The organism is Microbacterium terricola (assembly GCF_027943945.1).
GTDB classification, from domain to species: domain Bacteria; phylum Actinomycetota; class Actinomycetes; order Actinomycetales; family Microbacteriaceae; genus Microbacterium; species Microbacterium terricola.
Map to the genome: position 1 here is coordinate 2,747,028 of NZ_AP027141.1, position 25,284 is coordinate 2,772,311.

Below are 25,284 nucleotides of genomic sequence, written 5' to 3' on the forward strand. Positions count from 1 at the left end.
ATACCCCCCACGCGGGGCGAATCGAGTAGGGGGATATCCCCGGGGTGGGTCGGTCATGCGCTGGCCCTCGCCCCGCCGTGGCCCGCATCGTCGCCGTCGGCATCGTCGAGGGCGACGCGCAGCTTCGCGATGAGATCCGACCGGTTCGTCGCGCCCAGGCGACGGCGGATGCGGGCGATGTGGTGCTCCGCCGTGCGCGGGGAGATGAAGATGGTGGCACCGATCTCGGCGTAGGTCTTGCCCTGCACGACGAGGGCAGCGACCTCGAGCTCGCGCGGGCTGAGGTCGGAGGGGGTGCGCGGGCGTTGCGCGGAGACCGCGTCGCTCTCGACGGCAGGGGGACGGAGATCCTCGTGCGGATGCAGGCGACGGGCCGCGGCGAGAAGCCGCGCCGTGAGCCGGCGATCGTCGGTGTGACCCGCTCCGTGCCCGGCGAGCCGCGCACCGTCCCACGCGAGTCCCACGGTGCCGAGCGCGGTCGCCGCGGCTTCCACTGCCTCGACGTCGACGGTGCCCGACAGCACGTTCGTCCAGACCCGGCCCGCCTGCGCCATGATCGAGGCCAGTCTGCTGTGGGGTGCGGCGTCGATGAGCGCGTGCGCGTGCGACGTCATGTCCTGCGGTCGCCCGCGGAGGATGGCTTGCTGGATCCCGGCCCAATGGGCGTGCGCTGCCCAGAGCGGAGGCGAGCCCAGCTGCTCGAGCCGCGCGAGAGCCTGTGCGAAGTGCGCCTCGACGCGCTCCGGCTCGCCGACCCTGGCCGCCGTCACAACGAACTCTCCGAGCGGCAGGATGCTGAACAGGTCGAACGATGCGCGCATGAGACTCTCCCGCGCGGCCCGCCATGCCACCGTGAGCGCGACCGCGTCGTGGTAGCGGCGGGCGATCGACACCGACAGCGCGTCGAACAGCAGCCGCTCGCGCGGGCTGAGCGCATGCGCCGTCGGCGCGATCGCCTCCAGCGCCTCCTCGACCTCGTGCGCGCGTTCGAGCTGCAGGGCGACCCACGCACGCCAGAGGACGAGCCGGTCCTGCGCCCACGCACCGCCGTGGCGGTCGTCGAGAGCGCGATCCAGCACGGCGAGTGCGACGTCCGGTTCGCCGACGTGGAGCGCCGCGAGGGCGGCGACGACCGCTGGCAGCTCCGGGATCGGAGCGGACGTGCGGGCGGCCGAGTACATCTCGGCCGCCCGGATGAGCTCGCCGAGCGAGGCGTCCGCCGACGTCGTCAGCGTGGCGCGCAGACCGCTCTCGAGCAGATCCATCGCGACGGCGAGCGTCGACGGCATCGTCGGACCCCGCGCGTGCGCCGACGTCGTGTCGAGGAGCCCCGCGTCGGCCACGGCGAACGCCGCCACGGTCGCACGGGCCCGCGACGTCGGGGTCGACGGCGCGAATGCGCGGTACACCGCGTCGCTCATGGTGGTCAGCCCGCGCGCCGCCCAGACCGCCGCGGCGGTGTCGGCCGCGGCGTCATGGTCCGGATGTTCGGCAGGGATGCGGGCGCCGTCGAGGAGGCGGCTGGCGGCCTCGACGCCGCCGAGCTGCCATTCGGCCCGCGCCTCGCGGATCGCGGCGGTCGCGGGATCGGCGCCCGCCTCGCGAGCGCGCCGGTAGAGCTCGCGCGCACGGCGCGGGTCGGTCGCGCCTACGGCGTCGCCGTGCTGCAGCAGCAGCTCGGCGAGGTGGGCGTCGTGGACCCCGTCGACGAGGCTGTCCAGGCCGGTGCCCGCAGCATCCGGCCCCCTTCCGGCGCCGACCGTGTCCTCGTACAGGCGGATGACGCGCTCGATCGATGAGGTCGCTCGAACGGCCGACCGGACGACCGGGGCCGGGCGGCCTCCCGGCAGCAGCAGGCCCTCGGCGTACGCGGACAGGATCAGATCGTCGCGGTCCGCGCGCATGCCGTCGTCGCCACCCAGGCACAGGTGCTCGACGAGGTGCCGCACGGGAGGCGCGACGGTGCGCAGGCGATGGGCGATGACATCGCGGAGGACGTCGTGCAGGGCGTCGTGATCGGCATCGCCGGCGCAGTCGGTGGTGTCGTGGACCGCCAGCGACTCGGACACGAGCCAGGCGGTGCCGCCGGTCGCCTCGAGGACGGCGTCGAGGCAGGCATCCGACATGATGTCGCCGGTCTGCTCGAGGTAGGCGTGGACGTCGGCGCGGCCGATGCTGCCGAGCACGACAGCCGGCTGGGAGCGCTCGAGCCTTTCGGCGAGCGCACGGAAGCCGTCGCTCTGCGGCCACGGGCGGGCAGCGAGCACGAGCGCGGCATCCGGGTCCGCACTGCGCTCCATGAGCGCGGAGAGCTGACCGACGTCGAGCAGGTGGGCGTCATCGATGACGAGCACATGCCCGGCGGGCACTGCTGCGATCTCGGTCCGGGAGCGGGTCGTGCTGATCGTCGATCCTGCGGCGGCCAGTTCGCCGCGCAGGTGCCGCAGGACGCCCGATTTTCCCGAGCCGGACGGGCCGGTGAGCAGGAGGCGGCGTGACGCGCGGGCGGAGATCACCGCGTCGACGTGGGCACGGGCGTGGCCGGTCCAGAGAAGGGGGCCCTCCGCCAGGCGGAGCGGGGCGGAGATCGGCGTCGTCGGCTTCATCGGGTTCCTTTCATCGGGGCACGGCAGCGGAGCGGGTCGGCAGCCGGGCTACGGAAAGAGATCGGTCACGACACCCGGCGGCGCGGGCGTCAAGAGCGGATGGACCGTCGTCGCCGAGGGCGACGGGGTGGTCGACGAGCCGGGGGTCGGGGTGCTCACGGATGAGCTGCCCGGCTCGATGCGCGCCCCGCGCGAGGCTTCCGGGGGCGCGAGCAGAGCGACGGCGATTCCGACGATCAGGACGAGCGCCCCGATGGCGACAGCGGCGATGGTAGCCGCCCTGCCGAGCCACGGGCGTCGCGCCGCGGGCCGCGCGAAGACCGGTGCCGCGTTCCCGTCGGCGTGCGGAGCGTCGTCGCTGGGCGCGTCGAGCAGCACCAGCCCGCGCCCCTCCCCCGGAACGCGCGGGCGCTCAGCGCCGGCGATCGCCCGTGCGGCCCCGAGTGAGATGACCGCCTTCGGGTCGGCATCGACGGCGACCGGCCGGTCGAATCGCTCGGACAGCTGCTGCGCGACCCGAGGGATGCGCGAGGAGCCGCCGGTCAGCAGGATCGCCGTGAGGTCCTCGGGCGCCAGGCTCGCGGACTCCAGAAGGCTCGCGACGATGTCGACCGTCCGTCCGATGCCGTCCTCGATCATCCCCTCGAGTTCCGCGCGGGTGAGCCGGATCACGGCGTCTCCGTCGCCGAGGAAGACGGGGATCACGGCCTCCGAGTCGAACGAGAGGGCTTCCTTGGCGTCGACAGCTTCGCGGCGGAGCGCGGCGAGTCCGACGCGGGCGTCGTCGTCGGCGGCGAGCTCTGCGATCGACAGGCCGGCCGCCTGCACCGCGTGACGAAGCACGGCATCGTCGAAGTCCGCCCCGCCGAACGCGTCGAGGCCGACGGGGTCTCCGACGATCTGGATGCTGTGATCGTCCTCGATGCGGACGACCGCGGCGTCGAATGTGCCGCCGCCCAAGTCGTAGACCGCGAGGACGGATCCGTCCTCGAGCGAGCGCTCGACGGCGTAGTGCCGCGCCGCGGCCTCCGGCTCGCTGATGAGCTGCACGTCACGCCATCCCGCGCGCTCGAGCGCGCTCTGCACCAGGTCCGAGCGGTGATCGCCCCACGTGGCGGGGATCGACACGCTGAGCGCGGTCGGGCGCTCGCCCTCGCGTTCGGCGACGCCATCGGCGACCCATGAGACGAAGAGCGCGAACAGCTGTTCGGGGGTGAACCGGCGGTCGCCGGCGCGGATGGGCGTCGCATCGCCGATGCGCCGCTTGAATTCGCGGATGAGTCGCTCGGGCTGGGCGATGCCGCGCCGCTCGGCCGCGTCGCCGAAGAGCAGTTCGCCGTCTCCGACGAAGATCGCGCTGGGCACGCTGTCGGTGTGCCGGCCGAGCAGGAAAGGCGTCGCAGTGATGACACCGTCCGCACCGACGCGGGCGATCGCGGCGGCCGTCCGGCTGGCGCCGACATCGACCGCGAGGAACAACGATGACGAGGTCACTGCGACTCACTCCCCTTCAGTGCGGCGAACACGATGAGGTTGTCGGTGTAGTGGCCGACGGATCGGTCGAACATGCCGGCGCAGGTGATGAGACGCAGCTCAGGGCGCGGGACATTGCGGTACACGTCGGCGGTCGGGAAGTTCGCCTTGGCCGACTGCATCCGTCCCGTGATCGTGAAGACCAGTGACTGGCCGGCGTCGGTGTCGACGACGACATCGTCACCGACCTCTAATTCGTCCAGGCGAGCGAACACGGCGGGTCCGGTCTGCGAGTCGACGTGCCCGGCGATGATCGCCGGTCCGATCTCACCGGGGGCCGGCCCGTCGGCGTACCAGCCGGCACTGTCGTAGTCGTCCGGCGCTCCGAGCGCGCCGGACCGCCCCACGCTCAGGCGCTCCAGCGAGGAGGAGACGCCCAGACTCGGGATCCGCACCGCGACCGGGTCGCCGACGTCCACGGAGACCTGTGAGCCGGAAGGATCCTGCAGCCCCCCGGCAGCGAACGCATTCGCCTGGGCGGTCGGCGTGACCGCGTGCACGGCCTCGGGCGCTGCGGCCTCGGGCGCCGGGCCATCGGGTGCGGGCCTCATTGCGACGGCCACGACCAGCGCGCCGGCGAGGACCACGGCCGCCGCGGCGCCGATGACCCAGCGCACGTCGGGGAGGATCATCAGACAGCCTTCGTCCAACCGTAGGTGCGTGTGACGACGGAGGTGCTCGACGCGGTTCCGCCGCCGCCGGTCTGCACGCCGCCGTCGGGCGCATCTCCCACGGCCGCGGAATCGACGATCGGGAGGATCGTGAGACCACCGTCTGCGGTGTCGAGGACGAACAGCGTCGAAACGCTGCCTGCGGCGACATCGACATCGGCCGAGGCGCTCTTGTCTCCGCCGGTCAGTTCGAGCGTCCACGACCCGGCCGGCACCTCGGCGTAGTCGGTCACCGAGCCCTGGGTGGCATCCTCGGCGATCGGAACGCCGGTCGACGTCTCGACATCCACCGAATCGGCGAGCGTGGATGCCTGGAAGAGGCGGATGCGTGCACTGCCGGAGGACGGCGCGGCCAAGTCGTCGTCGACCGCCTTGACCTCGAGGTCGGTGGACGGGCCGTAGGCGACGACCGTCATCGCACTGTCAGCGGGCACCTTGATGTCCGCCGAGATCACGGCAGACGTGCTCGCGGGCGACCCGGCCGGCACCATGCTGACGGTGTACGAGCCTGGCGTGAGCTCGGAGTACGCCGAGACGTCGCCGTAACTCACACCCTCCAGCTCGAGCACGGTCTTCCCGCTCGGCGAGGTGACCTCGACGTCGACCGACTTCGTGTCCGGGGAGAGATGACCGAGCCGCAGCCAGCCGGTCTCCGCCGTGGCGGCGGTCGCCGCGCCGGGAGCGAACGCAAGGCTGAGGGCCACGAGGGCGGCGGCGCTGACAGCGCCGATGGTGCGTCGCATGCTCGAACGGTTGGTCATGGTCTTACCTTTCGGGATGGGTTCTTCCGGCGGAGCGAGGCTCTGACCTAGAGCGACGTTGCTCCTTACACGTGATTCGGAGGGCGGGCCGGACCGGATGCCGACGGCGCCAAGCTCTCATCGCTTTCTCATGCGGCCCACGGTCACACCTGCGCGCAAAAACGGAAAAGCCCCGCTCAGCGGGGCTTTTCGACGATTGATCCGGTGACGGACTACCCGGTCTCCTCACGCACGAGGTCGGCTGCGGCATCCGGGACGTATCGGAAGTTCTCGCGCGGTGGACGCTCGTAGTCGTCCGCGTCGGGGCGGTCCGGAATGGAGACCTTCTCGGGCTTCAGCCGCTTGTACGGGACACTGTCCAGCAGGTGGGTGAGCGCATTGAGGCGAGCCGCGCGCTTGTCGTCGCTCTCGATCGTCCACCACGGCGACTCCTCGAGGTCGGTCGCTGCGAACATGGCATCCTTCGCGCGGGAGTAGTCCTCCCAGCGGAGGATCGACTCCAGGTCCATGGGAGACAGCTTCCACCGGCGCATCGGGTCGTCCAGCCGCGAAGCGAATCGCGCGTGCTGTTCTTCGTCCGACACGGAGAACCAGTACTTGATGAGGATGATGCCGTCGTCGCGCAGCAGACCCTCGACGATCGGCGCCTGAGCGAGGAACTGCTGGTACTCGTCTTCAGCGCAGTACCCCATCACGATCTCCACGCCGGCGCGGTTGTACCAGGAGCGGTCCATCAGCACGATCTCCCCCGCGGTGGGCAGGCGTTCGATGTAGCGCTGGAAGTACCACTGACCCCGCTCCTTCTTCGACGGCTTGGGCAGGGCGACCACCCGCGCGTGCCGCGGATTCAGATACTGCATCACCCGCTTGATCGCTCCGCCCTTGCCTGCGGCGTCGCGCCCTTCGAAGAGCACCAGCACGCGGGCCTTGTTGGCGATGATCCACTGCTGCATCTCGACGAGCTCCGTCTGCAGTCGCTCGAGCTCGTCCTTGTAGATGCGCTTCGGCACGCGGTCGACCGACGACGTCTTCTTGTTCTTCTTCTTGGACATCAGGCGGTCGCTGTCTGCGCGGCGTGGTCGGTCATCTTCACACTGTCGATTCTGGGCGGGCTCGGGTCGCCCCGCTGATGACTCTATGGACCTATGCACACATGCTCGTCGGGGTTGACAATGGCCGATGACTCCCCTGTCAAGGGGTAGGGGGCAATCGCGCGAGGGCCTGCATGCTTGAGGTCGACCCACACCGAGATGGAGAGACCGTCCATGACGACCAAGATCGCGATCATCTGGAACCCGACCAAGACTGATCGGGAGAGCCTGCAGTCCGGGCTCGAGAAGGCGGTCGGCGAGGGGCTGTCGCCTGAGGTCACCTGGTGGGAGACCTCCGCGGACGACCCAGGCGAGGGTGCGGCAGAGGCGGCGCTGGCCGCCGGCTCGGATCTCCTGATCGTCGCCGGCGGCGACGGCACCGTGCGAGCGGTCGCCGCGCACCTTGCCGACAGCGCATCCACCGCGGAACTGGCGATCGTGCCGCTCGGCACCGGAAACCTGTTCGCCCGGAATCTCGACATCCCGCTCGGCAACATCTCTTCAGCTCTCAGCCGGGCGCTGGAGGGCGACTCGCGCGCGATCGACGTCGGGTGGGTCGAGGTCGATCTCGATCACGGCAGGGAACGGCACGGGTTCGTGGTGATGATCGGCTTCGGCATCGACGCGCACATGATCGCGGAGACCGACGACGAACTCAAGGACAAGGCGGGGTGGCTCGCCTACATCGAGTCCCTCGGGCGCGCGCTCGCTGCGAGTGAGATCGTCCCGTTCCACATCACCGCGGACGATGAACCGCCGCGCGAGCAGGAGGGGCACACGCTCCTCGTCGCGAACTGCGGCACACTGCAAGGCGGGCTGACGCTGCTCCCGGACGCCGATCCCTCCGACGGCGAGCTCGACTACCTGGTCCTCAGCGCCGAGGGCATCGGCCAATGGGCCGAGACGGCCAAGACCATGCTGTGGGACAACGGACTCAAGCGGCTGATCTCTGACAAGGACGATCTGACCAGCACCGACTCCGTCAACCACGGCCGGACCACGAAGCTCGACGTCTCCCTCCCCGAGGCCAGGGCGTTCGAGATCGACGGCGAGGAGATCGGCACCACGCGGTCGTTCAGCGTCTCGCTTCAGCCCTCGGCCATCCGGGTCCGCTGACTCGGCCCGCTAGAGCTCCTGCGCCGCCAGCCACGCCAGCACGTCGTCCGCGACATCCTTCCAGCCGTCGTCGAGGGTGAGGGAGTGCCCCTTGCCTTCGTACCGGTGGTAGTCCGTCACGGAGGCCGTGTTGTCGGCGTAGAGCTTCACGACGGCGAGGGTGACGGATTCGGGGACCGTGTGGTCCTCGGTTCCTGAGGTCAGGAGCAGCGGACCGCGGACGGCGGTGTGCGTGTTCACGGCGGCCGGCGAGTTGCGCACGAAGTTCGCGGTGGCGTCCTCGAAGAGCGGACGGCCGGGTCCCGGAATCGTCCAGGCCGCGTGCAGGGCATCCGACTCCTCGTCGGTGAGCACATTGCCGAACGCGTACTTGAACTGCTTCTCGGTGAGCGCGACCGTGCGGGACTTGTTGGCCGGGTTGCCGAGCACCGGGAAACCCGAGCGCAGCTGAGCGAACGGCAGCACCTTCACGCCCTTGATCGGCGCAGGGTCGATCGCGACGGCGGCGGCCACGAGGTCGTTCGCGAGGAGCTCCTGGGCGATCAGGCCGCCGAACGAATGGCCCACGACGATCGGCTTCTCGTCGAGCCCGGCGATGATGTCGGCGTAGTGGTGGCAGATCTCTGCGATGCCCTGGTTGTCGAGTCCGTCTGGGTTCGCACGCGTCTCCTCGACGGTCTCGCGGTCACCGGGCCAGCCGGGGGCGGACGTCGCGTAGCCCTTCTCCTCGAAGAGGTCCTGCCAGGGCTTCCAGGCAGCCGAGTGGATCCAGAGTCCGTGGATGAAGACGACGTGCGTGGGCATGAGTGCTCCTTGCTTGTGACGGTGAGGGAGTGCGGGTCAGAGAGTCTTGACGAGGCCGCCGTCGATGAGGAAGTCCGCCCCGGTGACGTTGCCGGCACGGTTGCTGGCCAGGATCAGCGCCAAGTCGGCGACCTCGGAGGGCTGCGTGAACCTGCCGGTCGAGAAGCCCCCCTGGCTGGCGACCACCTGGTCGCGTGCCGTGTCGATGTCGACCCCGAGGTTCTTCGCGGCCGTCGCAGCCACCCCGTGCTCGCCGAGCCAGAGCTGCGTCGCGACCGGGCCAGGGCTGATCGTGTTGAAGCGGATGTTCTGAGCGCCGAACTCCTTGGACAGCGACTTCGACAGGTTCCAGACCGCGGCCTTGGCTGCGGAGTAGTCGACCACCGGCGGGTCAGGCAGGAACGCGTTGACCGAGCCGATCGTCACCACGTTGCCGCCGCCACGCTCGAGGAGCAGTGGGAGTGCGGCCCGGGTCGTGCGCACCGCGGCCAGGAAGCTCAGGTTGAGAGTGTCGAGCCAGTCGTCGTCGGTGATCGAGAGGAAGCCCTCGAAGCGGAAGGCGACGGCTCCGACGTTGTTGACGAGGATGTCCAGCCCGCCGAATTCCGCAGTCCGCGCGACGAGGCGGGCCGGTGCGTCCGCCTCGGAGAGGTCGACGCTCTCGAACAGGACGGCGCCGCTCGACACGAGTTCATCGAGCTCCGGCGTCGAGGACCGCGCACCGGCGACGACGCGTGCACCCTCGGCCACCAGCCCCTGAGTGATCGCGAGCCCGATTCCCTTGCTCGCTCCCGTGACGACAGCGACCTTGCCGGATAATCCCAGATCCATGTCGCCGAGAGTAGGACCCGGGCGCGATGTCGGACGTGCCTCCATCGCGGCTAGTACTCCGGCTACCTCCCTGACGCCAGGTCGGCGAGCGCGCTCTCCGTCGCTGTGCCCGGCTCGGCGTAGTACAGGAACAGCGAATAATCGTCTGTGCCGACGAGCGGGAGGTGCGCGTACTGCAGCGAGAGATGCCCCGCGGCGGGGTGCCGCATCGGATGCGTGCCCGCCGTCATCCCTCCGATGTCGTGGCGATGCCACAGCTCTCGGAAACGAGCGCTCCCCTGTGTCATCTCCTCCACCAGCTCCTGCACCCGAGGGTCGTCCAGGTCGAGCCCGGTCCGGGAACGGAAGAGCGCGATCGAGCGCATGCTGAGCCCCTCCCAGTCCAGGTAGAGCTCCCGCATCCCTCCGTCGAGCAGCAGCACGACCAAGGCGTTGCGACCGACTCGGTACCCGTCGATCAGGGTGCCCATGAGGGGATTGACGGCCACGATGTCGGAGTGGCGGGTGAGGATCATCGCCGCCGTCATCGGCCACGAGTCGATGAGCCATCGCGTGCGCTCCACCGCGGGCGGCGTGCCGGCGTCGGCAGGCCTGCCGACCAGACGGGCGAGCGAGCGCAGATAGGAACTCGCGGTCGCGTCGAGCTTCAGGGCTCGAGAGAGCGCGTCCAGCACCTGATCGGTCGGGCGCGTCTCCTGACCCTGCTCGAGCTTGACGTAGTACTCGGTGCTGATGGCGGCGAGCGCGGCGACCTCGGATCGTCGGAGCCCGGGGACCCTGCGCAATCCGACGCCGGGCTGCAGGCCCACATCGGCAGGATGGAGGAGCTCGCGACGGGCTCTCAGATAGTCGCCCAATGGGCGAGGCGCAGGCATGCCGAATTGTATCCATGGCGAGCAACCGGACGAACTGTTTCGGCGATCGTCACGGGGTCCACGGTGCTGTGGGGTCCGGGCGGAGCACGAGGACATCGCCTGGCTGGATCTCCGAGGAGCCGAAGCGGTGGTTGTAGACGCCGACGGTGACGAAGTCGATGCAGAAGCGCTCGCCGATCCCGATGAGGGTGTCGCCGGGCTGAACGGTGTAGGACTCGATCAGCCCGTCAGCGTTGTACCCGACGGGACCGCCCGCGAACTCGGTCGCGCCCATGTCCGTCAGTTCGCCCCGCAGCTCGACCGGCTCATTCCCCTGCGTGTGCCAGGGGGTCGTGATCATCGCACTGGCTTCGCAGTCGCCGGGACCTTCCTTCTGCTGAAGGGTGAGGACGATCGCGCCCTCCTGCTCAGGGTTCAGCACGTCCGGGTCGGACGAGGCTGGGTCGCTCTCCTCGTCCGCCGCGCCCGGCGGAGACGACGGCGACGGGGAGGCGAGAGCGGATGCTGCAGTGTCGACGAATGGGCTGACGGCCGCCCAGGTCGCGACGATCGCAGGAGCGGAGAGCGCGGCCAGACAGATGATGACCACGGCGCCGGTGGCTGCGGCGATCGTGACGGCGCGGCTCATGGAGGACATCCTGGCATCGGCAGCCCCGCGACGCTACGCGCGGGTTCGGAGGATCATCGCCCAACGGCCGTCGGCCCTCTCCCGGCAGAAGCGCCGGGCCTGGGACAATCCAAGAGAACTGGTGACGGAGGCATTTCATGGCAACCCAACTGCGGGTCGTCTCGCGCTTGACGGCGGCCGCGGTTTCTCAGGAGATCGTGGCCCTCTGGTCTCGCTCCGACCCGGACGACCGTATCGACGGATTCGTCGTGGCGGTCGGAGCCAAGTGGGCGCTCATCGCCCTCACGCTCGACGGTGGCTACTTCGACGGACACGAGCTCGTTCGGATCAAGAACGTCCGAAAGGTGCGACACAACCGCTCCTTCGAGTCGCGATTCTCACGGACACTGCCCGAGTGGCCGCCAGCACCTCCCGCGACCCCCGAACCCATCGATCTCAACAGCACCCGACGGATGCTGCGCACCGCCGTCCCGGCCGGCGCGCTGATCGGCATTGAGTGCGAGCATCGTCCGGGCATGAGAAATATCGGCGTGGTCGTCGATACAACGTCACAGCGAATCGTGCTGCAGGAAGTCGACCCGCACGCTGCGTGGATCGAAGGAACCCGCCGATGGCGAATTCGCCGCCTCGTCACTGTGACCCTCGACGACGGCTACCAGCGAGCTCTCGCCGAACTCGCTGGGGAGCGGCCCGTCGAATCAGCGCAGGTCAGCCCCGAGGCCGACTGACGAGAGTTGTCCGGTGATGGCGAATGGCGCAGACGGGGCATGGAGCCTCGACGTGGGCACTTCGCCTCCCTTCCGGGGGCTACGGTTGCAGCAGCGCGAGGAGTTCGATCGGATCGGTACCGGAGAACTCCACGATCCGCCGGTTCGTGACTCGGTACATTGCGAACTCGGCGACGTTCGCGTGTCGTCGAGTCGGCGCGATGCCGCGGAACGGGCCGAGGTGTGTTCCGCTCGCGCGCACGTGCGCCGCCACACGATCGTCTTCGACGATGAGCTGGATGCGGCGCCACCGCCAGTCGGGGAAGCCGTGGAACAGGTCGGCGAGGTCGTTGATCCAGGCATCGACTCCACCGGGCAGGTGGGCACGGCGCACGGCCGGGTCGAGGAATGATCGGATGTCGTCCAGGTCGTGACGATTGCAGGCGTCGAGGTACTCGGCGTACCACTCGCGCATCTCCCACGGCTCCACCTGCTACTCCCCCGCGCTCGTGCTCGTTCAGGACTGCGGGGCGCCGTCACACGCCGATCGTGGAGACCAGCACGCCACCCTCGGTCGGCAGCACCCGCCAGACGCTGCCCGCGCCTTCGACCCGCAGCCCGCCCTCGCCCACGATCAGGGCTGTGCGCTCGTCGATGCCGAGCCCGCCCGCGATCAGCCCGGACTCGACCGCGGCGACCATTCGGGACAGCATCCCCCGCTGGACAACATGGACCTCGATAGCCACGTCGACGAGGCCGATGCCGGCCTCGATCTCCAGTTCGTCGCCTGGCTCGCCGGGCTCCTCGGGTGAGACGACCACGTCGCCGATGCGAGAACCGCCGCCGAGCGACCCCTCCGCCGCGATCATCGCGCCGGCCGAGACGCCGAGGTAGGGCACACCGTCGGCGACCAGCCGGCGCACCTCGCCGAATACCGGCTCGAGGCCGGCTCGCACGTCCTCGACGACGCCACCGCCCACCGCGATGCCATCGACGTCAGCGATCGCGTCGAGCCCGATCGGCTCCCCTGGCCGCCCCGCGGTCAGGTGCACCTCGATCGCGGCTCCCGATGCGGCCTCTGTCAGAAGCTCGCCGAGCGCCACGGCCTTCTCTGCGGCCTCGGGGTGCAGCGAGATCACGGCGATGCGCGGCCGCGCGCGGCCGGCGTGGCCGGCGCGCTGCACCGCTTCGGCGACGAACGGCGCATGCAGCGGGGCATCCGCGACGGTGGTCGCGCCGCCGCCGATGAGGTGCAGGCTCATGCGTGGGTGCCGGCGTCGTTGAGATCGAAGGTCATCCGAGGAGCCTACGCGGGCAGGCGCCCTCGAGCGGCGGCGGCAGGCTCTCTACGGCGACGGTTCCGTCCGATCCTCGGCCGTCCGGAGCGGCCGGTGGTTGCGCCATGCCTCGCGGTAGGTCCAGTTGCCGTAGATGGAGAAGCCGACGATCACCACGGCGCCCACCACGATGCCGACGGCGATCGCCCAGCCGACCGGGATTCCCGCAGCGACGATGGAGCCGCCGGCCAGCAGCCCGAGCACACAGGCGTTGACGACGATGATCAGCATGAACGAGCTGCCGAAGAGATGACTGAAGTTGCGTCGCCGAAGGAACGAGTAGGTGCGCACGGAGCCCGGCAGATCATCGGTGATCCCCGCGAGGAAGTAGGGCTCGATCGCGGGGTCGAGGTCGACGTACGCCCCACGCAGGCGATTCATCGCAACGACGTACATGAGGTCCTCCTCGGCGACGTTGAGGACGCGCGCCTGGGTCATGAGGCCGATCAGCGCGAGGAAGCCGAGGATCGCGAGAGCCGCGCCGGCGAACCATCCAGCGAACTTCGTCGCCTGGCCCAGCAGCCCGATCGTGAGGAGGCCGGCCGACACGAGGGTGAGGAAGATCGTGATCCGGGTCAGCACCTCGCCCTGCGCGGCGCTCCTCGCGGCGAGGAGGCCCCAGTGCTCTGTGGCGAGCATCTGGGCGCGACGTGCGAGGACGGCGTCAGAGTCAGAGGCATCCGCCGCCGAGGAGGGCGCATCGGACGACGCACCAGCGGATGTGTGATCAGACATGGCCTAGATTTTCCCCCTCGTCACCGCTGCGCGCCAGGGCAGCAATGCCGGCTCGGCGCCGATTACTGAACATGTTCAATAACGGCGTAGGATCACACCATGAACAACGGAGCCTCGGAGTCAGCCGCGATCGATGCCCTGGAGTCGAGCGGGCCGGTCATGCCGTTCACGTTCCGAGATGTCGCACGTCACACCTGGACGATCCTGGCTGCATTCATGGTGTTCGTCGTCGGGTACGCAGTCTTCAGCGCATTCACCATGGGCGGGGACATGTATGGGGCGTCGATCGTCTGCTTCGCCGGGTTCATCACCCTGATCCTGGTCTGGCTCGGGGCGCCGTTCGCGTGGCTGCTGGGCCGCGCCCTGCGACAGGTGCCCTTCCCTGCCGTGCACCTCTCCGCGTTCGGACTCCTCGGGGCGGGCGCCGGCGCACTGATCGCGAGCTCCGGCATCCTTCAGGTCACCTGGCAGAGCACTGCCGTTGTCGCCGGCATCTCCGGGGTGTGCACCATCATCGGCCGGTATGTGGCGTACCGGTCACGAAAGCGCGATGGGGATGCGCCAGGGATCAAGCCCAGGCACATCGATCATGCGCGGCAGTCGTAGGACATGCGCCGACACGGTTCATACGGACGGCCGGGCCGGCAGCAGCTCGCTGATCAGTGCTTCCACCCGCGTGCGGATCTCGTTGCGGATGCGGCGAACGGTGTCGACGTCCTGTCCAGCCGGGTCATCCAGCTGCCAATCCTCGTAGCGCTTGCCGGGGAAGATCGGGCAGGCGTCGCCGCATCCCATCGTGATCACGACGTCCGACTCGCGCACGGCGTCGACGGTGAGCAGTCTCGGGGTGTTCGAGGCGATGTCGATTCCTTCCTCAGCCATCGCGGTCACCGCGACCGGGTTGATCTGGTCCTTGGGCTCGGAGCCGGCGGAGAGCACATCGATCCGCCCGTCTGCCATCGACTGCAGGTACCCGGCAGCCATCTGGGAACGGCCGGCGTTGTGTACGCAGACGAACAGGACGGTGGGCTTCTCACTCATGACGGGATCTCGCTTCCTCTCGTCGAAAGCATAGACCCATATCTATGAATCAGGTGGCGTCAGGTTCGGTCAGCTCCACGAGGAGCGCGCGAACGCGTCGGTCGATGTCGTCGCGAATCTGCCGGACGGTGCTCAGGGACTTGCCGACCGGCTCCTCGAGGTCCCAGTCCAGATATCGACGGCCGGGATAGATCGGGCAGGCGTCGCCGCACCCCATCGTGACCACGACGTCCGCGGCCTTGACGGCCTCGTCGGTGAGCGGTTTGGGGAACTCCCCGCCCACGGTGACACCGATCTCATCGAGGGCCGTCACGATCACGGCCCGCACCTCACCGGCGGGTGCCGACCCGGCGGTGCGGACCGTCACCGCGTCGCCGGCGAGGTGGCGGAGGATGCCGGCGGCGAGCTGCGACCGCCCGGCATTCTGCACGCAGACGAACAGCACCGACGGGGTGCCGGTGTGCTGTTCCGCGCGTGCCAGGTCGTCGAGTCGGGTCACGGTGAACGTCGCGGTCCGCGATGCCCGCAGCGGAATCGCGTCGCCGCGAGTGGCGAGGCGATCGCGGGAGTCACTCAGATAGCGGGCGACCGTCTGCCGGTTGAATGTGCCCCGATAGCGGGCGGTCAGGTCGTCAACGACTCGCTCCCAATCCGGCTCCTCCGTCGGAGCCGACGGCGCACCGAGCAGGGCGGCGACACGGTCGGCTTGCTCGGGGTTGATCGAGTACCAGACCCGACGCCCCTCCGGCTCGCGCACGACCAAGCCCTCGGCATGAAGCGCGGCCATGTGGTGGCTGACAGTGGGCTGGCGCAGCCCGAGCTGTTCAGCGAGCCGACCCACCAGGCCGCGCCCGTCGTCGGCGTCGCGGATCAGTTGGAGGATGCGGGCGCGGGTCGGATCGGCCAGCACCGTCAGCGCGGGCGCCTCGACCACCGAATCCATAGACCGCAGTCTATTCGGAGGAGATGTGAGCGGGGTCGTTGCGAGTGGAACGGCGCTCGACCAGCACGGTGTCCCGCCACTGACCTGCGTGGGGGCCGAGACGGGAGCGGGCGATCCGTTCCCGTCGGCCGACAACTCGGAAGCCGGCATGTTCGTGGAGGCGCAGGCTGGGGGTGTTCTCCGGAAAGATGCTGGACTGGATCGTCCAGTATCCGGCCTCGTCCGCGGCGGCGATGAACGCGGCGAGCAGGCGTCCGCCGATGCCCTGCGCGTGGTGGTCGGGGTGGATGTAGACGGAGTGCTCGATCACGCCGCGGTATGCCGCGCGCGTCGACACCGGTGACGCTGCCGCCCACCCGACCACGACGCCTGCGTCGTCGACGGCGACCAGGCGTGGGTCGTGGATCTTCCCCGAGTCGAACTGCTCCCAGCTCGGCGTGTCGGTCTCGAACGTTGCCTCCCCGCCGGCGATCCCCGCAGCGAGGATGCTCTCCACCTCGGGCCAGTCCGCGGGCACCAGGTGCCTGATCTCGGTCATCAGCAGCAGGATCCCGCTCCGGTCGGGCCAGTCGAGCAGACCCCGGTCGCGGGCAGTGTCAGCTGCACGGTGGTCGCGGCGCGCATATCCCCGTCGACCCAGGCGGTGACCGAGCGAACCTGCTCGTAGCCGGTGGCGAGCAGGAAGGTCGGTGCGCGGCCGTAGGACTTCATGCCCACCACGAAGAACCCCGGATCCGGATGCCGCAGCTCGGCGAACCCGTGCGGAGAGACCGTCCCGCATGAGTGCAGGTTCGGGTCAATGAGCGGCGCCAACAGCTTCGGCGCCTCGACGATCTCGTCCAACTCGAGCCGAATCTCCCTCAGCATGCCCAGGTCCGGCCGGAACCCGGTCGCATTCACCACCAGGTCCGTGTCGTGGGTCGCCTCCTCGCCGTGACGTCGTCCGATCAGCCGGATCCCGTCGGCGCGGCGCTGCACGCGCGCGATCTCGAACGAGTCGACGCGCTCGATCGCATCGCTGCCCACCAGCCGATCGACCCGTGAACCCAGCCGCGCCCGATCGGCGAGCTCGTCCTCGGGCGACGCGGAGACACGGGCTGCTGCCCGGTTCCGAATCAACCAGGTCACCCGTGTCCCGAGCGCGGTCTTCGTGAGCTCGGCGAGCGCGATGAGGGTGTTCGCGGCGGAATGCCCGGCACCGACCACCGTCGTGTGCTTTCCCGCGAACAGGGCACGGTCGGCCCCGAGGACGTCGGGGAGGGCGTGGATGATGCGATCCGCGACCTGATCGATGCCGAGGGGTTCCAGACCGGTCGAGCCCAACGGGTTCGGGGTGCCGTAGGTGCCGGATGCATCGATGACCGCGCGCCCGGTCACCTCCTCGGTCTGCCCGTCGGCCGCCTGAACGCGGAGGAGGAATGGGGCGTTCTCCCGCCCGAGGGTGCGGGTGCGATCCATCCCCTCCCGCGTGACGGCGAGCACTCGGGCGCCGAACCTGATCCGCGACCCGATCACCGGGACCGCAGCAAGCGCGGTCAGATATTCATCGACGAGTTCGTGCCCGGTCGGAGCCTTCCCCTCGTCGACGGGCCCGACCCAGCCGGTGGAGTCGAGGAGGCGACGGGACGCCGGGTCGATCAGATGGCGCCAGGGAGAGAAGAGGCGCGTGTGACCCCAGAGCCGGATCGCCGCGCCGACCCTGTCACCGGCCTCGAGGATCTGGAAGTCGATCCCGCGCTCCGCAAGGTTCGCAGCCCCGGCCAGACCGATCGGGCCGGCGCCGATGATCAGGACCGGAAGCGTCGCCAGCCGATCGCTGGTCGCGACTCGGGGCGTCAGGTCAAGGAGTGTCATGGGGAGTCCTCCAGGTTGGATATCGATGGACGTCGATGCCCAGTATGCGCAGCTATATCGAAACCTGTCAATATCGACTACTGTCGATGTATGGCCACGATGCTCGAGCTCACTGACGCCTCCCCCAGGGTCGCGTGTTGCGCGCCATTGGTGAAGCAGCCCCTCGCTCAGGCCGACGCCGAACAGCTCGCCGTGACACTCAAGGCGCTCGCAGATCCGGCCCGACTCCGGCTGCTGTCCATCGTCGCCTCCAGCGAGAACAGCGAGGCCTGCGTGTGCGACCTCATCGACCCGATCGGCCTCTCCCAGCCCACCGTCTCGCACCACCTCAAGGTGCTCACCGAGGCCGGCTTCCTCACGAGGTCCAAGCGCGGCACCTGGGCCTACTACCGCCTCGTTCCCGGGACACTTCAGCAGGTATCCGCGCTGCTGATCAGCGAGTAGGACCACGCCCTACGGGGCAGCCGGCGCCCGCTCCTCGGGAGTTCTGATGCGCGCCATCAGCGAACCCCCGTTCCCGAGACGCGGATGCTGGGGCTAGCTTCGCATCGTGAGCAGCGCTGCGCCTTCTTCCTCGCCCGGCTTCGACGGGACGACGGTCGTGGTCACCGGCGCGGCCGGAGGCCAAGGACTCGCCGCTGCCCTGCTGCTCGCGGAAGCCGGTGCTCACGTGATCGCGACGGACATCGCGGATGCCGCGCCCGCGCTCCGTGGAACCGGCGTCGATTACCGGCGACTCGATGTGACCGACGAGGGCGCCTGGAACGGCCTCGCCGAGGATCTCGCGTCGGCACTCCTCGGGCACCCGCTCCGGGGGCTGGTGAACAACGCGGGGATCACCCACCGCACCCGACTCGGCGAAACCGCCCGCGCGGACTGGGATCGGGTGATCGCCGTCAACCTGACCGGGCCGATGCTGGGCATGCAGGCGCTCGCACCCCTGATGTCCGCCGGATCCTCGATTGTGAACATCGGATCGTCCGCGGCACTGAATGCCCACTACCCCGTTGCGTACACGTCGAGCAAATGGGGCTTGCGAGGCCTCACACATGTCGCCGCTACGGAATACGGGCCGCGCGGCATCAGGGTCAACATCGTGCACCCCGGCTTCATCGGAACGCCGATGACGGCGCACGCGCCGACTGCCATGCGCGAGACGCAACTGGCGCTGACCCCGCTCGAGCGCACCGGCACCGCGGACGAGGTGGCGCGCGTCGTCGTCTTCCTGCTCTCGGACGCGGCTGCCTACATCTCGGGGGCCGAGATCCCGGTGGACGGCGGCACCACGTCTTCTGGCGGCACGAAGGTCATGTCGGATCGGATCCGCCACCCTCGTATCCGTGGGTAGTCAACGAAGCGGCTCCGCCGCCTTGCGCGCCCCGCGCACGGCGATGGCCACACTCATCAATGTCGGATTCATCGCGTTCGCGGTGGGGATGGTGCCGTTACCGCCCACGAGCAGCCCGTCGACGCCCCACACCCGTGACCACGGGTCCGCGACCGAGGTGCCGTCGTCGGCCACTCCGATCCGTGTCGTCCCCATGTAATGCAGACTCGAACCGTTGGGAAGCAGGCGAGGCTCGGCGATGAACTCGCCCAGGGCGTTGCCGGCACGACGCAGGCGCTCGGTGGCCGCCGCGATCTCTGCGTTCTCGGCCTCGGTGAGCGCGTACTCGATCGTCATGTTGGGAAAGCCGCGGTAGTCCAGCTCGTCGTCGTCGAACGTCACACCGTCGTCGACGCGCGGACGCTTGCGCATGCCGTAACCCATGTTGACGTAGCCCCAGCGGTTGCCGGCCGCCGGATGAGCGGGATCCAGCGGGAACGGCGGGCTCTCGGCGTACATGACCTGCAGCGAGAAGGGGTGATCGGGTTCGGAGAACGGGATCCGGTTCACGGCGGCGACCGGATCGGCAGGGTTCACCGAGCGGCGCTCGATCTCCGCGTCCAGGTCGTCTTCGGTGGCGAATCGTCCGATCTTCTCGGCATCGACGGCGACGGTGGAGATGACGACCGGATGCTCGGTGAGGTATCGGCCGAGTGCGGATGGGCGGATGCCGGAGGCCCAGAGCAGCTGCGGAGATCGGAACGCGTCGGCAGCCACGACGACCAGGTCGGCGGGCACGAAGCGTGTCTCGCGCGAGCGCAGGTCCTCGACGCTCACGCCGACCGCCCGACCGTTCTCGACTTCGACGCGACGGACGAGCGACAGGTCATGCAACTCGAACCGCTGGCTGAGGGGCGACGTGGGATCGACGAGCGGGCCGAGCACGACATCGGCGCCGGCCCAGCGCATCGTGCCGTCGGGCTGCGGATCGCCGGCCACCGGGAGCGTGCTCGGCCCGTACCCCTCCGGCAGTTCGGCGCCGAACTCCTCCTCGAGCAGCGAGCGGATGCCTTCGCCGACCGCGGAATCGGCGAAAGCAGCATCCTGCACGTGCAGCAGATCCTTGGCCGCGTCGAGGAGGTCGTCCCATTCGTCGTCGGAAATGAACGGGATCTTCTCGCTGAACGCCGGCGACGGCGTCGCGCACGTCCAATGCGCGCCCATACCCCCGACGTTGGTGGATGCGGCCGCAGCGGCGAAGGTCTCCGCGTGACCCGACCCTTGGCCCCCGAAATCGATCAGATGCGTTCCTTGGCGGGCGGTGAACATACCCTCCACGACCACGCCCGCCGGGATTCCGAGCGACTCTCGCAGAGCACCGGCCTGCGGTCCCTGCGACATCTCGCGTGCGCGCTCCTTCTCATCGGGGTCGGGGATGTTGCGCACGCTCTCACCAGGGATCGCGGTGAGCTGGGGCCCGGCTTCGAACATCACCACATGCGCGTCCGGCACGGCTTCGATGAGGACTCGGGCGTAGGCCGAGCCGATCGGACCGCTGCCGACGATGGCGATGGTGGGGTGGGATGACATGGGTTCCTCCTCGAGGTCAGACGACGGCCGACTCGACGGTCGGCACGGGTTCGAGTTCCAGATGGTCGGACAGGCGACGGTGGGGAAGCAGCACTGCGGCCACGATCCCGATCGAGTAGGCGATCGCCAGTCCGATGAAGATCGGCGCGAGCACCGCCGAGTACAGCGCAGCCACCTCGGTTTGGACCGCGGCGGATGACGCATGCACCACCGCCGGTGTCAGAGTGGCGGCATCCAGATCTGAGGGCAGTCCCAGCGCGACGCCCGCACCGATCACACCACCGACGATCGCCGTGGCGGTGGTCGATCCGACTTGACGGACCAGGCTCACGGTCGCGGTCACGCTTCCGGTGTCACCGTGTGGTGCCGCGCTCTGCGCGACCGCGACCAGGATGTTCATGAAGGCGCCCGTTCCCACCCCCACCACGAACATCGTGGCCATCGGCACCCAGAGCGGCAGCCCGGGCGGCAGGAAGGCCATGACCAGCAGTCCGGCCGCTGCCAGCGCTGTGCCGATGATCGGGAACGGCCGATACCGTCCCGACCGACTCGCCAGCGCACCGGTGACCAGAGTGCTCACCAGCATGCCGAACACCGTGGCGATCGGCACGAGTCCTGACACGGTCACGGACGTGCGGTACGCCATCTGGATGAAGGTCGGAACGTAGGAGACGACCGAGAAGAGCCCGACGCCGATGACGGTCGACAGGACGATGCAGATCAGGATCGTGCGATCGGCGAAGTGGCGAAGCGGCACGAGCGGCTCACTCACCCGCCGCTCGACGATGATGAAGACGGCGAGCGCTCCCAGAGCGATCAGGCCGGCGACCACAACGGGCGCGGTTACGGTCCACCCGCCAGAGCTCGCCCAACTGGCTGCGAGGACCAGCGCCGTCACGGAGACACCGAGGATGATCGCCCCCGCGACGTCGAACGTCCGCCCACGGTGCCCCGCGACGCGCGGGACGGCGATGACGGCGAGAGCGAGGGCGATCAACCCGACCGGAATGTTGATCCAGAAGACCCAACGCCAGCCCCAGGCATCGGTGATCACACCGCCCAGCAAGGGGCCGACGAGGATCGCGACGGGAAACGCGGCACCGATGACGGAGAGCACGCGCGGTCGTTCGCGCGGCGCGACGACCGTGCCGACGATCGTCTGCGGCATCAGGTGCAGCCCCGCCGATCCGATCCCCTGCGCGATCCTGGCGATCGCCAGCTGAGTGATGTCCTGGGCGAACCCGCAGAACAGTGATGCGACGAGGAACAAGACGAGGCTCGACAGGAAGATCAGTCGGGCCCCCAGCAGATCGCCGAGCTTGCCCAGCACCGGGAGCATGACCGTGCTGGCGAGGGTGTACGACACGATCACCCAGCTCATCTGCTGGACGGCACCCAAGTCCCCCGCAATCGTGGCGAGCGAGGTGGCGACCACGGTGTGATCCAGCGCTCCGAGGAACGAGACGGTGAGCAGGGAGATGATGAGGAGGCGCAGCCTCCAAGGTGTGAGTGGCATTCGCGGTCTGCCCGAACGATCGGACCGTCGACGCGACCGAGTGTGCCCCGGATGCTGCATCACATCAGGGGACGGATCCAGAACGGATCCCGACGTCTTGTCCATTCTAGTCTTACTTATGTTCTTTTTCAACCAAAGACGCCAAGCGGGACCGCGCGCGCGATCGGGTCCGCGCCGGAGCGAGTCCGGGCGCGGATACGGCGGCACCGACGCGGCTGGCGAGCTCGCCGATCCCCTCAACCACCATGCGCACCTCGTCACCCTCGCGCAGGGGCTCCGGCGAGAGCTCGCCGGCGCGACCCCAGAGTTCGCCGAGGCATCCGCCGTTGCCGACGGTGCCGGACCCGAGCACATCGCCTGGCACGACTCGAGAGTTGCGCGACGCGTATGCCACGAGTTCGCCGAAGGGCCAGCCCATGTTCGAGACGAGGTCCTCGCCGATCAGCTTGCCGTTGACGAAGACCTCCGCGCGGATACCGAGGAACCCCTCCGCGTCGAGGTAGGGCTCGAGTTCGTCGGCAGTGACGATCCAGGGCCCGAGGCTCGTGCCGAAGTCCTTGCCCTTCGCGGGCCCGAGACGCACCTTCATCTCGCGGGACTGGATGTCGCGGGCGGACCAGTCGTTCATGATCGTGTAGCCGAAGATGTGGGATGCCGCAGCATCCGCGTCCAGATTCGCCCCACCCGTACCGGGCACCGCGCCGATGACGGCGGCGACCTCGAGCTCGAAGTCGAGCCGCTCGGTCACCGGCGGAGAGACCGGTTCATCCGGTCCGAGCACGGTGTGCGGGTTGGAGAAGTAGAACGCCGGCGCCTGGTACCACTCCGGCACGACCTCGCTCTTTCCATCAACCGATGCGCTGACCCCTTCGACATGCTCTTCGAACGCCACGAAATCGCGGATGGCCGCTGGCACGAGCGGGGCGAGCAGCCGTACGCTCTGGAGCGGCAGGCGCTCCTCCAGTCCGTGGGCGGCCGAAGCGCGACGAAGCGCCTCGTGCGCTCCGGTCAAGCCGATCGAGAGGAGTTCCGCGACGGTGAGACCATCTGCGAACGGCACGACGTGATCATCCACGATGAACCCCTCGCCGCCGACCCAGCGCGCGATCCTCATGCGCGCACCCTGCTGTCGATCAGCGCCTCCGCGTTCTCGCCGAGGACTCGCCTCTCGATCGCGCCGGGCAATCCCACGCCGCGGACGAAGCCGACCGGGTCGTCCAGACCCATGTCGAAGGGGAAGTCACTGCCGAGCAGCACACGCGATCCTCCGGCGGCCTCGATCAGGTGACGCAGAGCGATCGGATCGTGCACGACAGTGTCGAACCACAGCCGGCGGAGATAGGTCGACGGAGCGTGCGCGCATCGGCGGGCTTCGGGACGCACCTTCCACGCGTGGTCAGATCGTCCTATCGCGGACGGCAGGTACCCGCCGCCGTGCGCGGCGACGATCTTGAGATCCGGGTGCCGATCGAGAACACCGGCGAAGATCAGGTGCGACAGCGCTACGGCGTTCTCGGTCGGTTGGCCCACCGTGTTGGAAAGGTAGAAGCGGTCGAGCCGCTCGTCGAGGCTGCAGCCGAACGGGTGCAGGAAGATGATGCAGCCGAGCTCAGCGGCGCGCGCCCAAAAGGGTTCGAGTCGCTCATCGGACAGCTCGACGTCGCCTGCGAACGACGAGATCTCCACACCCGCCAGGCCGCGCCCGAGCACGGCGTCATCGAGGTACTCGACGATGCGCTCCGGGTGCTGAAGCGGAACCACACCGAGACCCGTGAGCCGGTCGGGTGCCTGCGCGACGTGCTCGGCGATGAGGCGGTTCGTCTCCCCCGCGACCCAGACGGCGAGGCCTTCGCTCGCCCACGGGTAGAAGTGGTTCGGCGACACGCTGACCCACTGACGGTCGACGCCCTGCGCATCCATCGCCGCCAGGCGTGCGCCGACGTCGGTCAGCTTCGGGATGCGGGCGCCGATCATCGCTCCCGAGGCCTTCAGAGACTCGATGCCGTTCCGGCGCCGCTCGAGATCGGCGGCCTCGGCGACCTGCTCCGGCGCACGACGTTCGACCTCCGCGCCCAGTGCGGGCAGCAGCAGGTGCGCATGAACGTCGGTGACCGAACCGCGGTCGCCACCGGCCGTGGTTCGCGCGGTCATGCCGGCTCCGACATCTGTCGCGCGACCCCGAACATCAGGCCCGGCACGTCGGCATCGCGGACCCCGTCGAGCTGCCACTGGCCGAGTTGGACGGAAGCGTCGACAATGCTCTTCGCGCGCGGCAGGCGCCGAGCGTGGAACTCATCCCACAGATCCTGTTCGACACGTTCGCGCGAAGCCAGCAGCTCAGTGAGCACGAGTGCGTCTTCGAGTCCCTGCGCTGCACCCTGGGCGATCGTCGGAGGGCAGCTGTGAGCCGCGTCCCCGATGATGACGACCCGGCCGCGATTCCACGGCTCCTCCACCAGGTGCTTCGTGAACCAGGTGTAGTTCGCGTGGGCGCCGGCCTCGAGATCGGCTCGAATCGAGTCCCACGGCCCCTGGTACGCGCGCGATTCCTCGAGCATGATGCGCGTGGCCTCGTCGTCGGGTGTGCCGAAGCGGTCCTGCGCCTTCTCCACCAGGAAGGCGTACATCGAGTCCTCACCGGTCGGCGTGTACCCGGCGATGAAGACCGGGCCGCCGTAGTAGAGCTCGCTGCGCTCGACTTCTGCGGGGCGCGAGACGAACGTGCGCCAGATGCCCATGCCCGTCGGCTCCGGCTTGGTCTGGATGCCGATCAACTCGCGAACCGTCGAGTTCAGCCCGTCGGCGCCGATCAGCAGGTCATATTCGCCCGCGGACTCGTCGTCGACGAAGACTTCGACAGCGTCATCGGCCCGCGCGTCGACTCCGGAGATCTTCTTGCCGAAGTGCACGTGCGCGCCGGCGCGCTGGGCGTGGTCGAGGAGGATGCGGGCCAGCTCGGCCCGCGGCATCCCCATGGCAGCCGGGTAATCCGGCCCGCCGGTCTTCACATCGGGCAGCTGGGCGACGATCGGCGCGTCCGGTCCGGGAGCGCGCAGATGCAGTCCCTCGAAGGGATAGCCGGCGGCGCGGATGTCGTCCCACGCGCCGAGCGCGTCGAAGACGCGCAGGGCGTTGCCCTGCAGCGAGATGCCAGAGCCCAGCGCACTGAGCTCGGGCTTGGCCTCGTAGACGTCGACCTCCACACCGGCCTTGGCCAGCTGGATGGCGGCGGCGAGCCCGGCGACGCCGCTGCCGGCGATGGCGACCTTGGACACTGCGGTCATGTCAGAACCTCTCTGTTCTTGGGTTGGGATGCGC

General features: G+C 69.1%; 26 protein-coding genes. 5 read left to right on the plus strand and 21 right to left on the minus strand.

Translation table 11 applies throughout. The annotated features are described in order from the left end of the window. Positions 1 to 53 precede the first annotated feature (53 nt). The 5 genes from Microterr_RS13100 to ppk2 all read right to left on the minus strand — a co-directional run bounded on the left by Microterr_RS13100 (position 54) and on the right by ppk2 (position 6,623). Positions 54 to 2,606 carry a LuxR C-terminal-related transcriptional regulator gene (locus Microterr_RS13100; RefSeq protein WP_263797482.1) on the minus strand — a complete coding sequence of 851 codons (2,553 nt, stop codon included), beginning with the start codon at positions 2,604 to 2,606 and terminating at the stop codon, positions 54 to 56. Between the two features lie 48 nt (positions 2,607 to 2,654). Next, positions 2,655 to 4,100, minus strand: coding sequence for an Hsp70 family protein (locus tag Microterr_RS13105; protein ID WP_263797481.1), 1,446 nt, complete (start codon positions 4,098 to 4,100; stop codon positions 2,655 to 2,657). Beyond that, on the minus strand, positions 4,097 to 4,771 hold the full coding sequence (locus tag Microterr_RS13110) for a class F sortase (RefSeq protein ID WP_263797479.1): 675 nt from the start codon (positions 4,769 to 4,771) through the stop codon (positions 4,097 to 4,099). Before Microterr_RS13110 ends, Microterr_RS13105 begins: the two co-directional genes overlap by 4 nt. Beyond that, positions 4,771 to 5,553: a DUF4397 domain-containing protein gene (locus Microterr_RS13115; RefSeq protein WP_263797478.1), complete on the minus strand. Its 783-nt coding sequence runs from the start codon at positions 5,551 to 5,553 to the stop codon at positions 4,771 to 4,773. The genes Microterr_RS13110 and Microterr_RS13115 overlap by 1 nt, the downstream gene beginning before the upstream one ends. 230 nt (positions 5,554 to 5,783) lie before the next feature. After that, entirely contained in the window at positions 5,784 to 6,623 is an 840-nt protein-coding gene (gene ppk2 / locus Microterr_RS13120) for a polyphosphate kinase 2 (protein WP_263797477.1), read from the minus strand. A gap of 213 nt (positions 6,624 to 6,836) precedes the next feature. Between ppk2 and Microterr_RS13125 the strand changes: the two genes are divergently transcribed. Next, a complete protein-coding gene (locus Microterr_RS13125) occupies positions 6,837 to 7,778 on the plus strand; it encodes a diacylglycerol/lipid kinase family protein (protein WP_263797476.1) in 942 nt (313 codons plus the stop codon). Between the two features lie 9 nt (positions 7,779 to 7,787). On the opposite strand, the gene Microterr_RS13130 is transcribed toward Microterr_RS13125, so the two are convergent. From Microterr_RS13130 to Microterr_RS13145, 4 genes are all read right to left on the minus strand, one after another. Continuing rightward, entirely contained in the window at positions 7,788 to 8,582 is a 795-nt protein-coding gene (locus Microterr_RS13130; RefSeq protein ID WP_263797474.1) for an alpha/beta hydrolase, read from the minus strand. A gap of 36 nt (positions 8,583 to 8,618) precedes the next feature. Continuing rightward, positions 8,619 to 9,413, minus strand: coding sequence for an SDR family NAD(P)-dependent oxidoreductase (locus Microterr_RS13135; RefSeq protein ID WP_263797473.1), 795 nt, complete (start codon positions 9,411 to 9,413; stop codon positions 8,619 to 8,621). A gap of 62 nt (positions 9,414 to 9,475) precedes the next feature. Next, complete coding sequence (locus Microterr_RS13140; RefSeq protein WP_263797472.1) at positions 9,476 to 10,288, minus strand: helix-turn-helix domain-containing protein; 813 nt, start codon at positions 10,286 to 10,288, stop codon at positions 9,476 to 9,478. Between the two features lie 49 nt (positions 10,289 to 10,337). Then, on the minus strand, positions 10,338 to 10,916 hold the full coding sequence (locus tag Microterr_RS13145; protein WP_263797470.1) for a LysM peptidoglycan-binding domain-containing protein: 579 nt from the start codon (positions 10,914 to 10,916) through the stop codon (positions 10,338 to 10,340). A 137-nt stretch (positions 10,917 to 11,053) separates the two neighbouring features. Here Microterr_RS13145 and Microterr_RS13150 point away from each other — a divergent pair, with 137 nt between their 5' ends. Then, positions 11,054 to 11,644, plus strand: a complete 591-nt coding sequence (locus Microterr_RS13150; RefSeq protein ID WP_263797469.1) for a hypothetical protein — start codon at positions 11,054 to 11,056, stop codon at positions 11,642 to 11,644. A 79-nt stretch (positions 11,645 to 11,723) separates the two neighbouring features. Here the strand turns inward: Microterr_RS13150 and Microterr_RS13155 are convergent, their stop codons facing one another. From Microterr_RS13155 to Microterr_RS13165, 3 genes are all read right to left on the minus strand, one after another. Continuing rightward, positions 11,724 to 12,098, minus strand: a complete 375-nt coding sequence (locus tag Microterr_RS13155; RefSeq protein WP_263797468.1) for an ester cyclase — start codon at positions 12,096 to 12,098, stop codon at positions 11,724 to 11,726. A 61-nt stretch (positions 12,099 to 12,159) separates the two neighbouring features. Next, positions 12,160 to 12,885: a Type 1 glutamine amidotransferase-like domain-containing protein gene (locus Microterr_RS13160; protein WP_263797467.1), complete on the minus strand. Its 726-nt coding sequence runs from the start codon at positions 12,883 to 12,885 to the stop codon at positions 12,160 to 12,162. 84 nt (positions 12,886 to 12,969) lie between these two features. Continuing rightward, positions 12,970 to 13,695, minus strand: a complete 726-nt coding sequence (locus tag Microterr_RS13165; protein ID WP_263797465.1) for a hypothetical protein — start codon at positions 13,693 to 13,695, stop codon at positions 12,970 to 12,972. 99 nt (positions 13,696 to 13,794) lie between these two features. Between Microterr_RS13165 and Microterr_RS13170 the strand changes: the two genes are divergently transcribed. Further along, a complete protein-coding gene (locus tag Microterr_RS13170; RefSeq protein ID WP_263797464.1) occupies positions 13,795 to 14,301 on the plus strand; it encodes a hypothetical protein in 507 nt (168 codons plus the stop codon). An 18-nt stretch (positions 14,302 to 14,319) separates the two neighbouring features. On the opposite strand, the gene Microterr_RS13175 is transcribed toward Microterr_RS13170, so the two are convergent. Genes Microterr_RS13175 through Microterr_RS13190 form a run of 4 tightly spaced genes read right to left on the minus strand, consistent with a single transcriptional unit; the run spans position 14,320 to position 17,533 of the window. After that, positions 14,320 to 14,736 carry an arsenate reductase ArsC gene (locus Microterr_RS13175; RefSeq protein WP_263797463.1) on the minus strand — a complete coding sequence of 139 codons (417 nt, stop codon included), beginning with the start codon at positions 14,734 to 14,736 and terminating at the stop codon, positions 14,320 to 14,322. A gap of 49 nt (positions 14,737 to 14,785) precedes the next feature. After that, positions 14,786 to 15,679, minus strand: coding sequence for a metalloregulator ArsR/SmtB family transcription factor (locus Microterr_RS13180; protein ID WP_263797462.1), 894 nt, complete (start codon positions 15,677 to 15,679; stop codon positions 14,786 to 14,788). A 10-nt stretch (positions 15,680 to 15,689) separates the two neighbouring features. Beyond that, positions 15,690 to 16,217, minus strand: a complete 528-nt coding sequence (locus Microterr_RS13185) for a GNAT family N-acetyltransferase (protein WP_263797461.1) — start codon at positions 16,215 to 16,217, stop codon at positions 15,690 to 15,692. Next, on the minus strand, positions 16,217 to 17,533 hold the full coding sequence (locus Microterr_RS13190) for an NAD(P)-binding domain-containing protein (protein ID WP_263797460.1): 1,317 nt from the start codon (positions 17,531 to 17,533) through the stop codon (positions 16,217 to 16,219). The genes Microterr_RS13185 and Microterr_RS13190 overlap by 1 nt, the downstream gene beginning before the upstream one ends. 90 nt (positions 17,534 to 17,623) lie before the next feature. Between Microterr_RS13190 and Microterr_RS13195 the strand changes: the two genes are divergently transcribed. Then, a complete protein-coding gene (locus Microterr_RS13195; protein WP_263797459.1) occupies positions 17,624 to 17,977 on the plus strand; it encodes an ArsR/SmtB family transcription factor in 354 nt (117 codons plus the stop codon). A gap of 106 nt (positions 17,978 to 18,083) precedes the next feature. Continuing rightward, a complete protein-coding gene (locus tag Microterr_RS13200) occupies positions 18,084 to 18,881 on the plus strand; it encodes an SDR family NAD(P)-dependent oxidoreductase (protein ID WP_263797458.1) in 798 nt (265 codons plus the stop codon). Here Microterr_RS13200 and Microterr_RS13205 read toward each other — a convergent pair whose 3' ends face one another. The 5 genes from Microterr_RS13205 to Microterr_RS13225 form a co-directional block, all read right to left on the minus strand. Further along, positions 18,882 to 20,450 carry a GMC oxidoreductase gene (locus Microterr_RS13205; RefSeq protein ID WP_263797457.1) on the minus strand — a complete coding sequence of 523 codons (1,569 nt, stop codon included), beginning with the start codon at positions 20,448 to 20,450 and terminating at the stop codon, positions 18,882 to 18,884. A gap of 16 nt (positions 20,451 to 20,466) precedes the next feature. Then, positions 20,467 to 21,966: an MFS transporter gene (locus Microterr_RS13210; RefSeq protein WP_263797456.1), complete on the minus strand. Its 1,500-nt coding sequence runs from the start codon at positions 21,964 to 21,966 to the stop codon at positions 20,467 to 20,469. 112 nt (positions 21,967 to 22,078) lie between these two features. Beyond that, entirely contained in the window at positions 22,079 to 23,080 is a 1,002-nt protein-coding gene (locus Microterr_RS13215) for a fumarylacetoacetate hydrolase family protein (protein WP_263797455.1), read from the minus strand. Further along, positions 23,077 to 24,117: an amidohydrolase family protein gene (locus tag Microterr_RS13220; protein WP_263797454.1), complete on the minus strand. Its 1,041-nt coding sequence runs from the start codon at positions 24,115 to 24,117 to the stop codon at positions 23,077 to 23,079. Before Microterr_RS13220 ends, Microterr_RS13215 begins: the two co-directional genes overlap by 4 nt. After that, positions 24,114 to 25,250: an FAD-dependent monooxygenase gene (locus tag Microterr_RS13225; protein WP_263797453.1), complete on the minus strand. Its 1,137-nt coding sequence runs from the start codon at positions 25,248 to 25,250 to the stop codon at positions 24,114 to 24,116. Before Microterr_RS13225 ends, Microterr_RS13220 begins: the two co-directional genes overlap by 4 nt. Between the last annotated feature and the right edge of the window lie 34 nt (positions 25,251 to 25,284).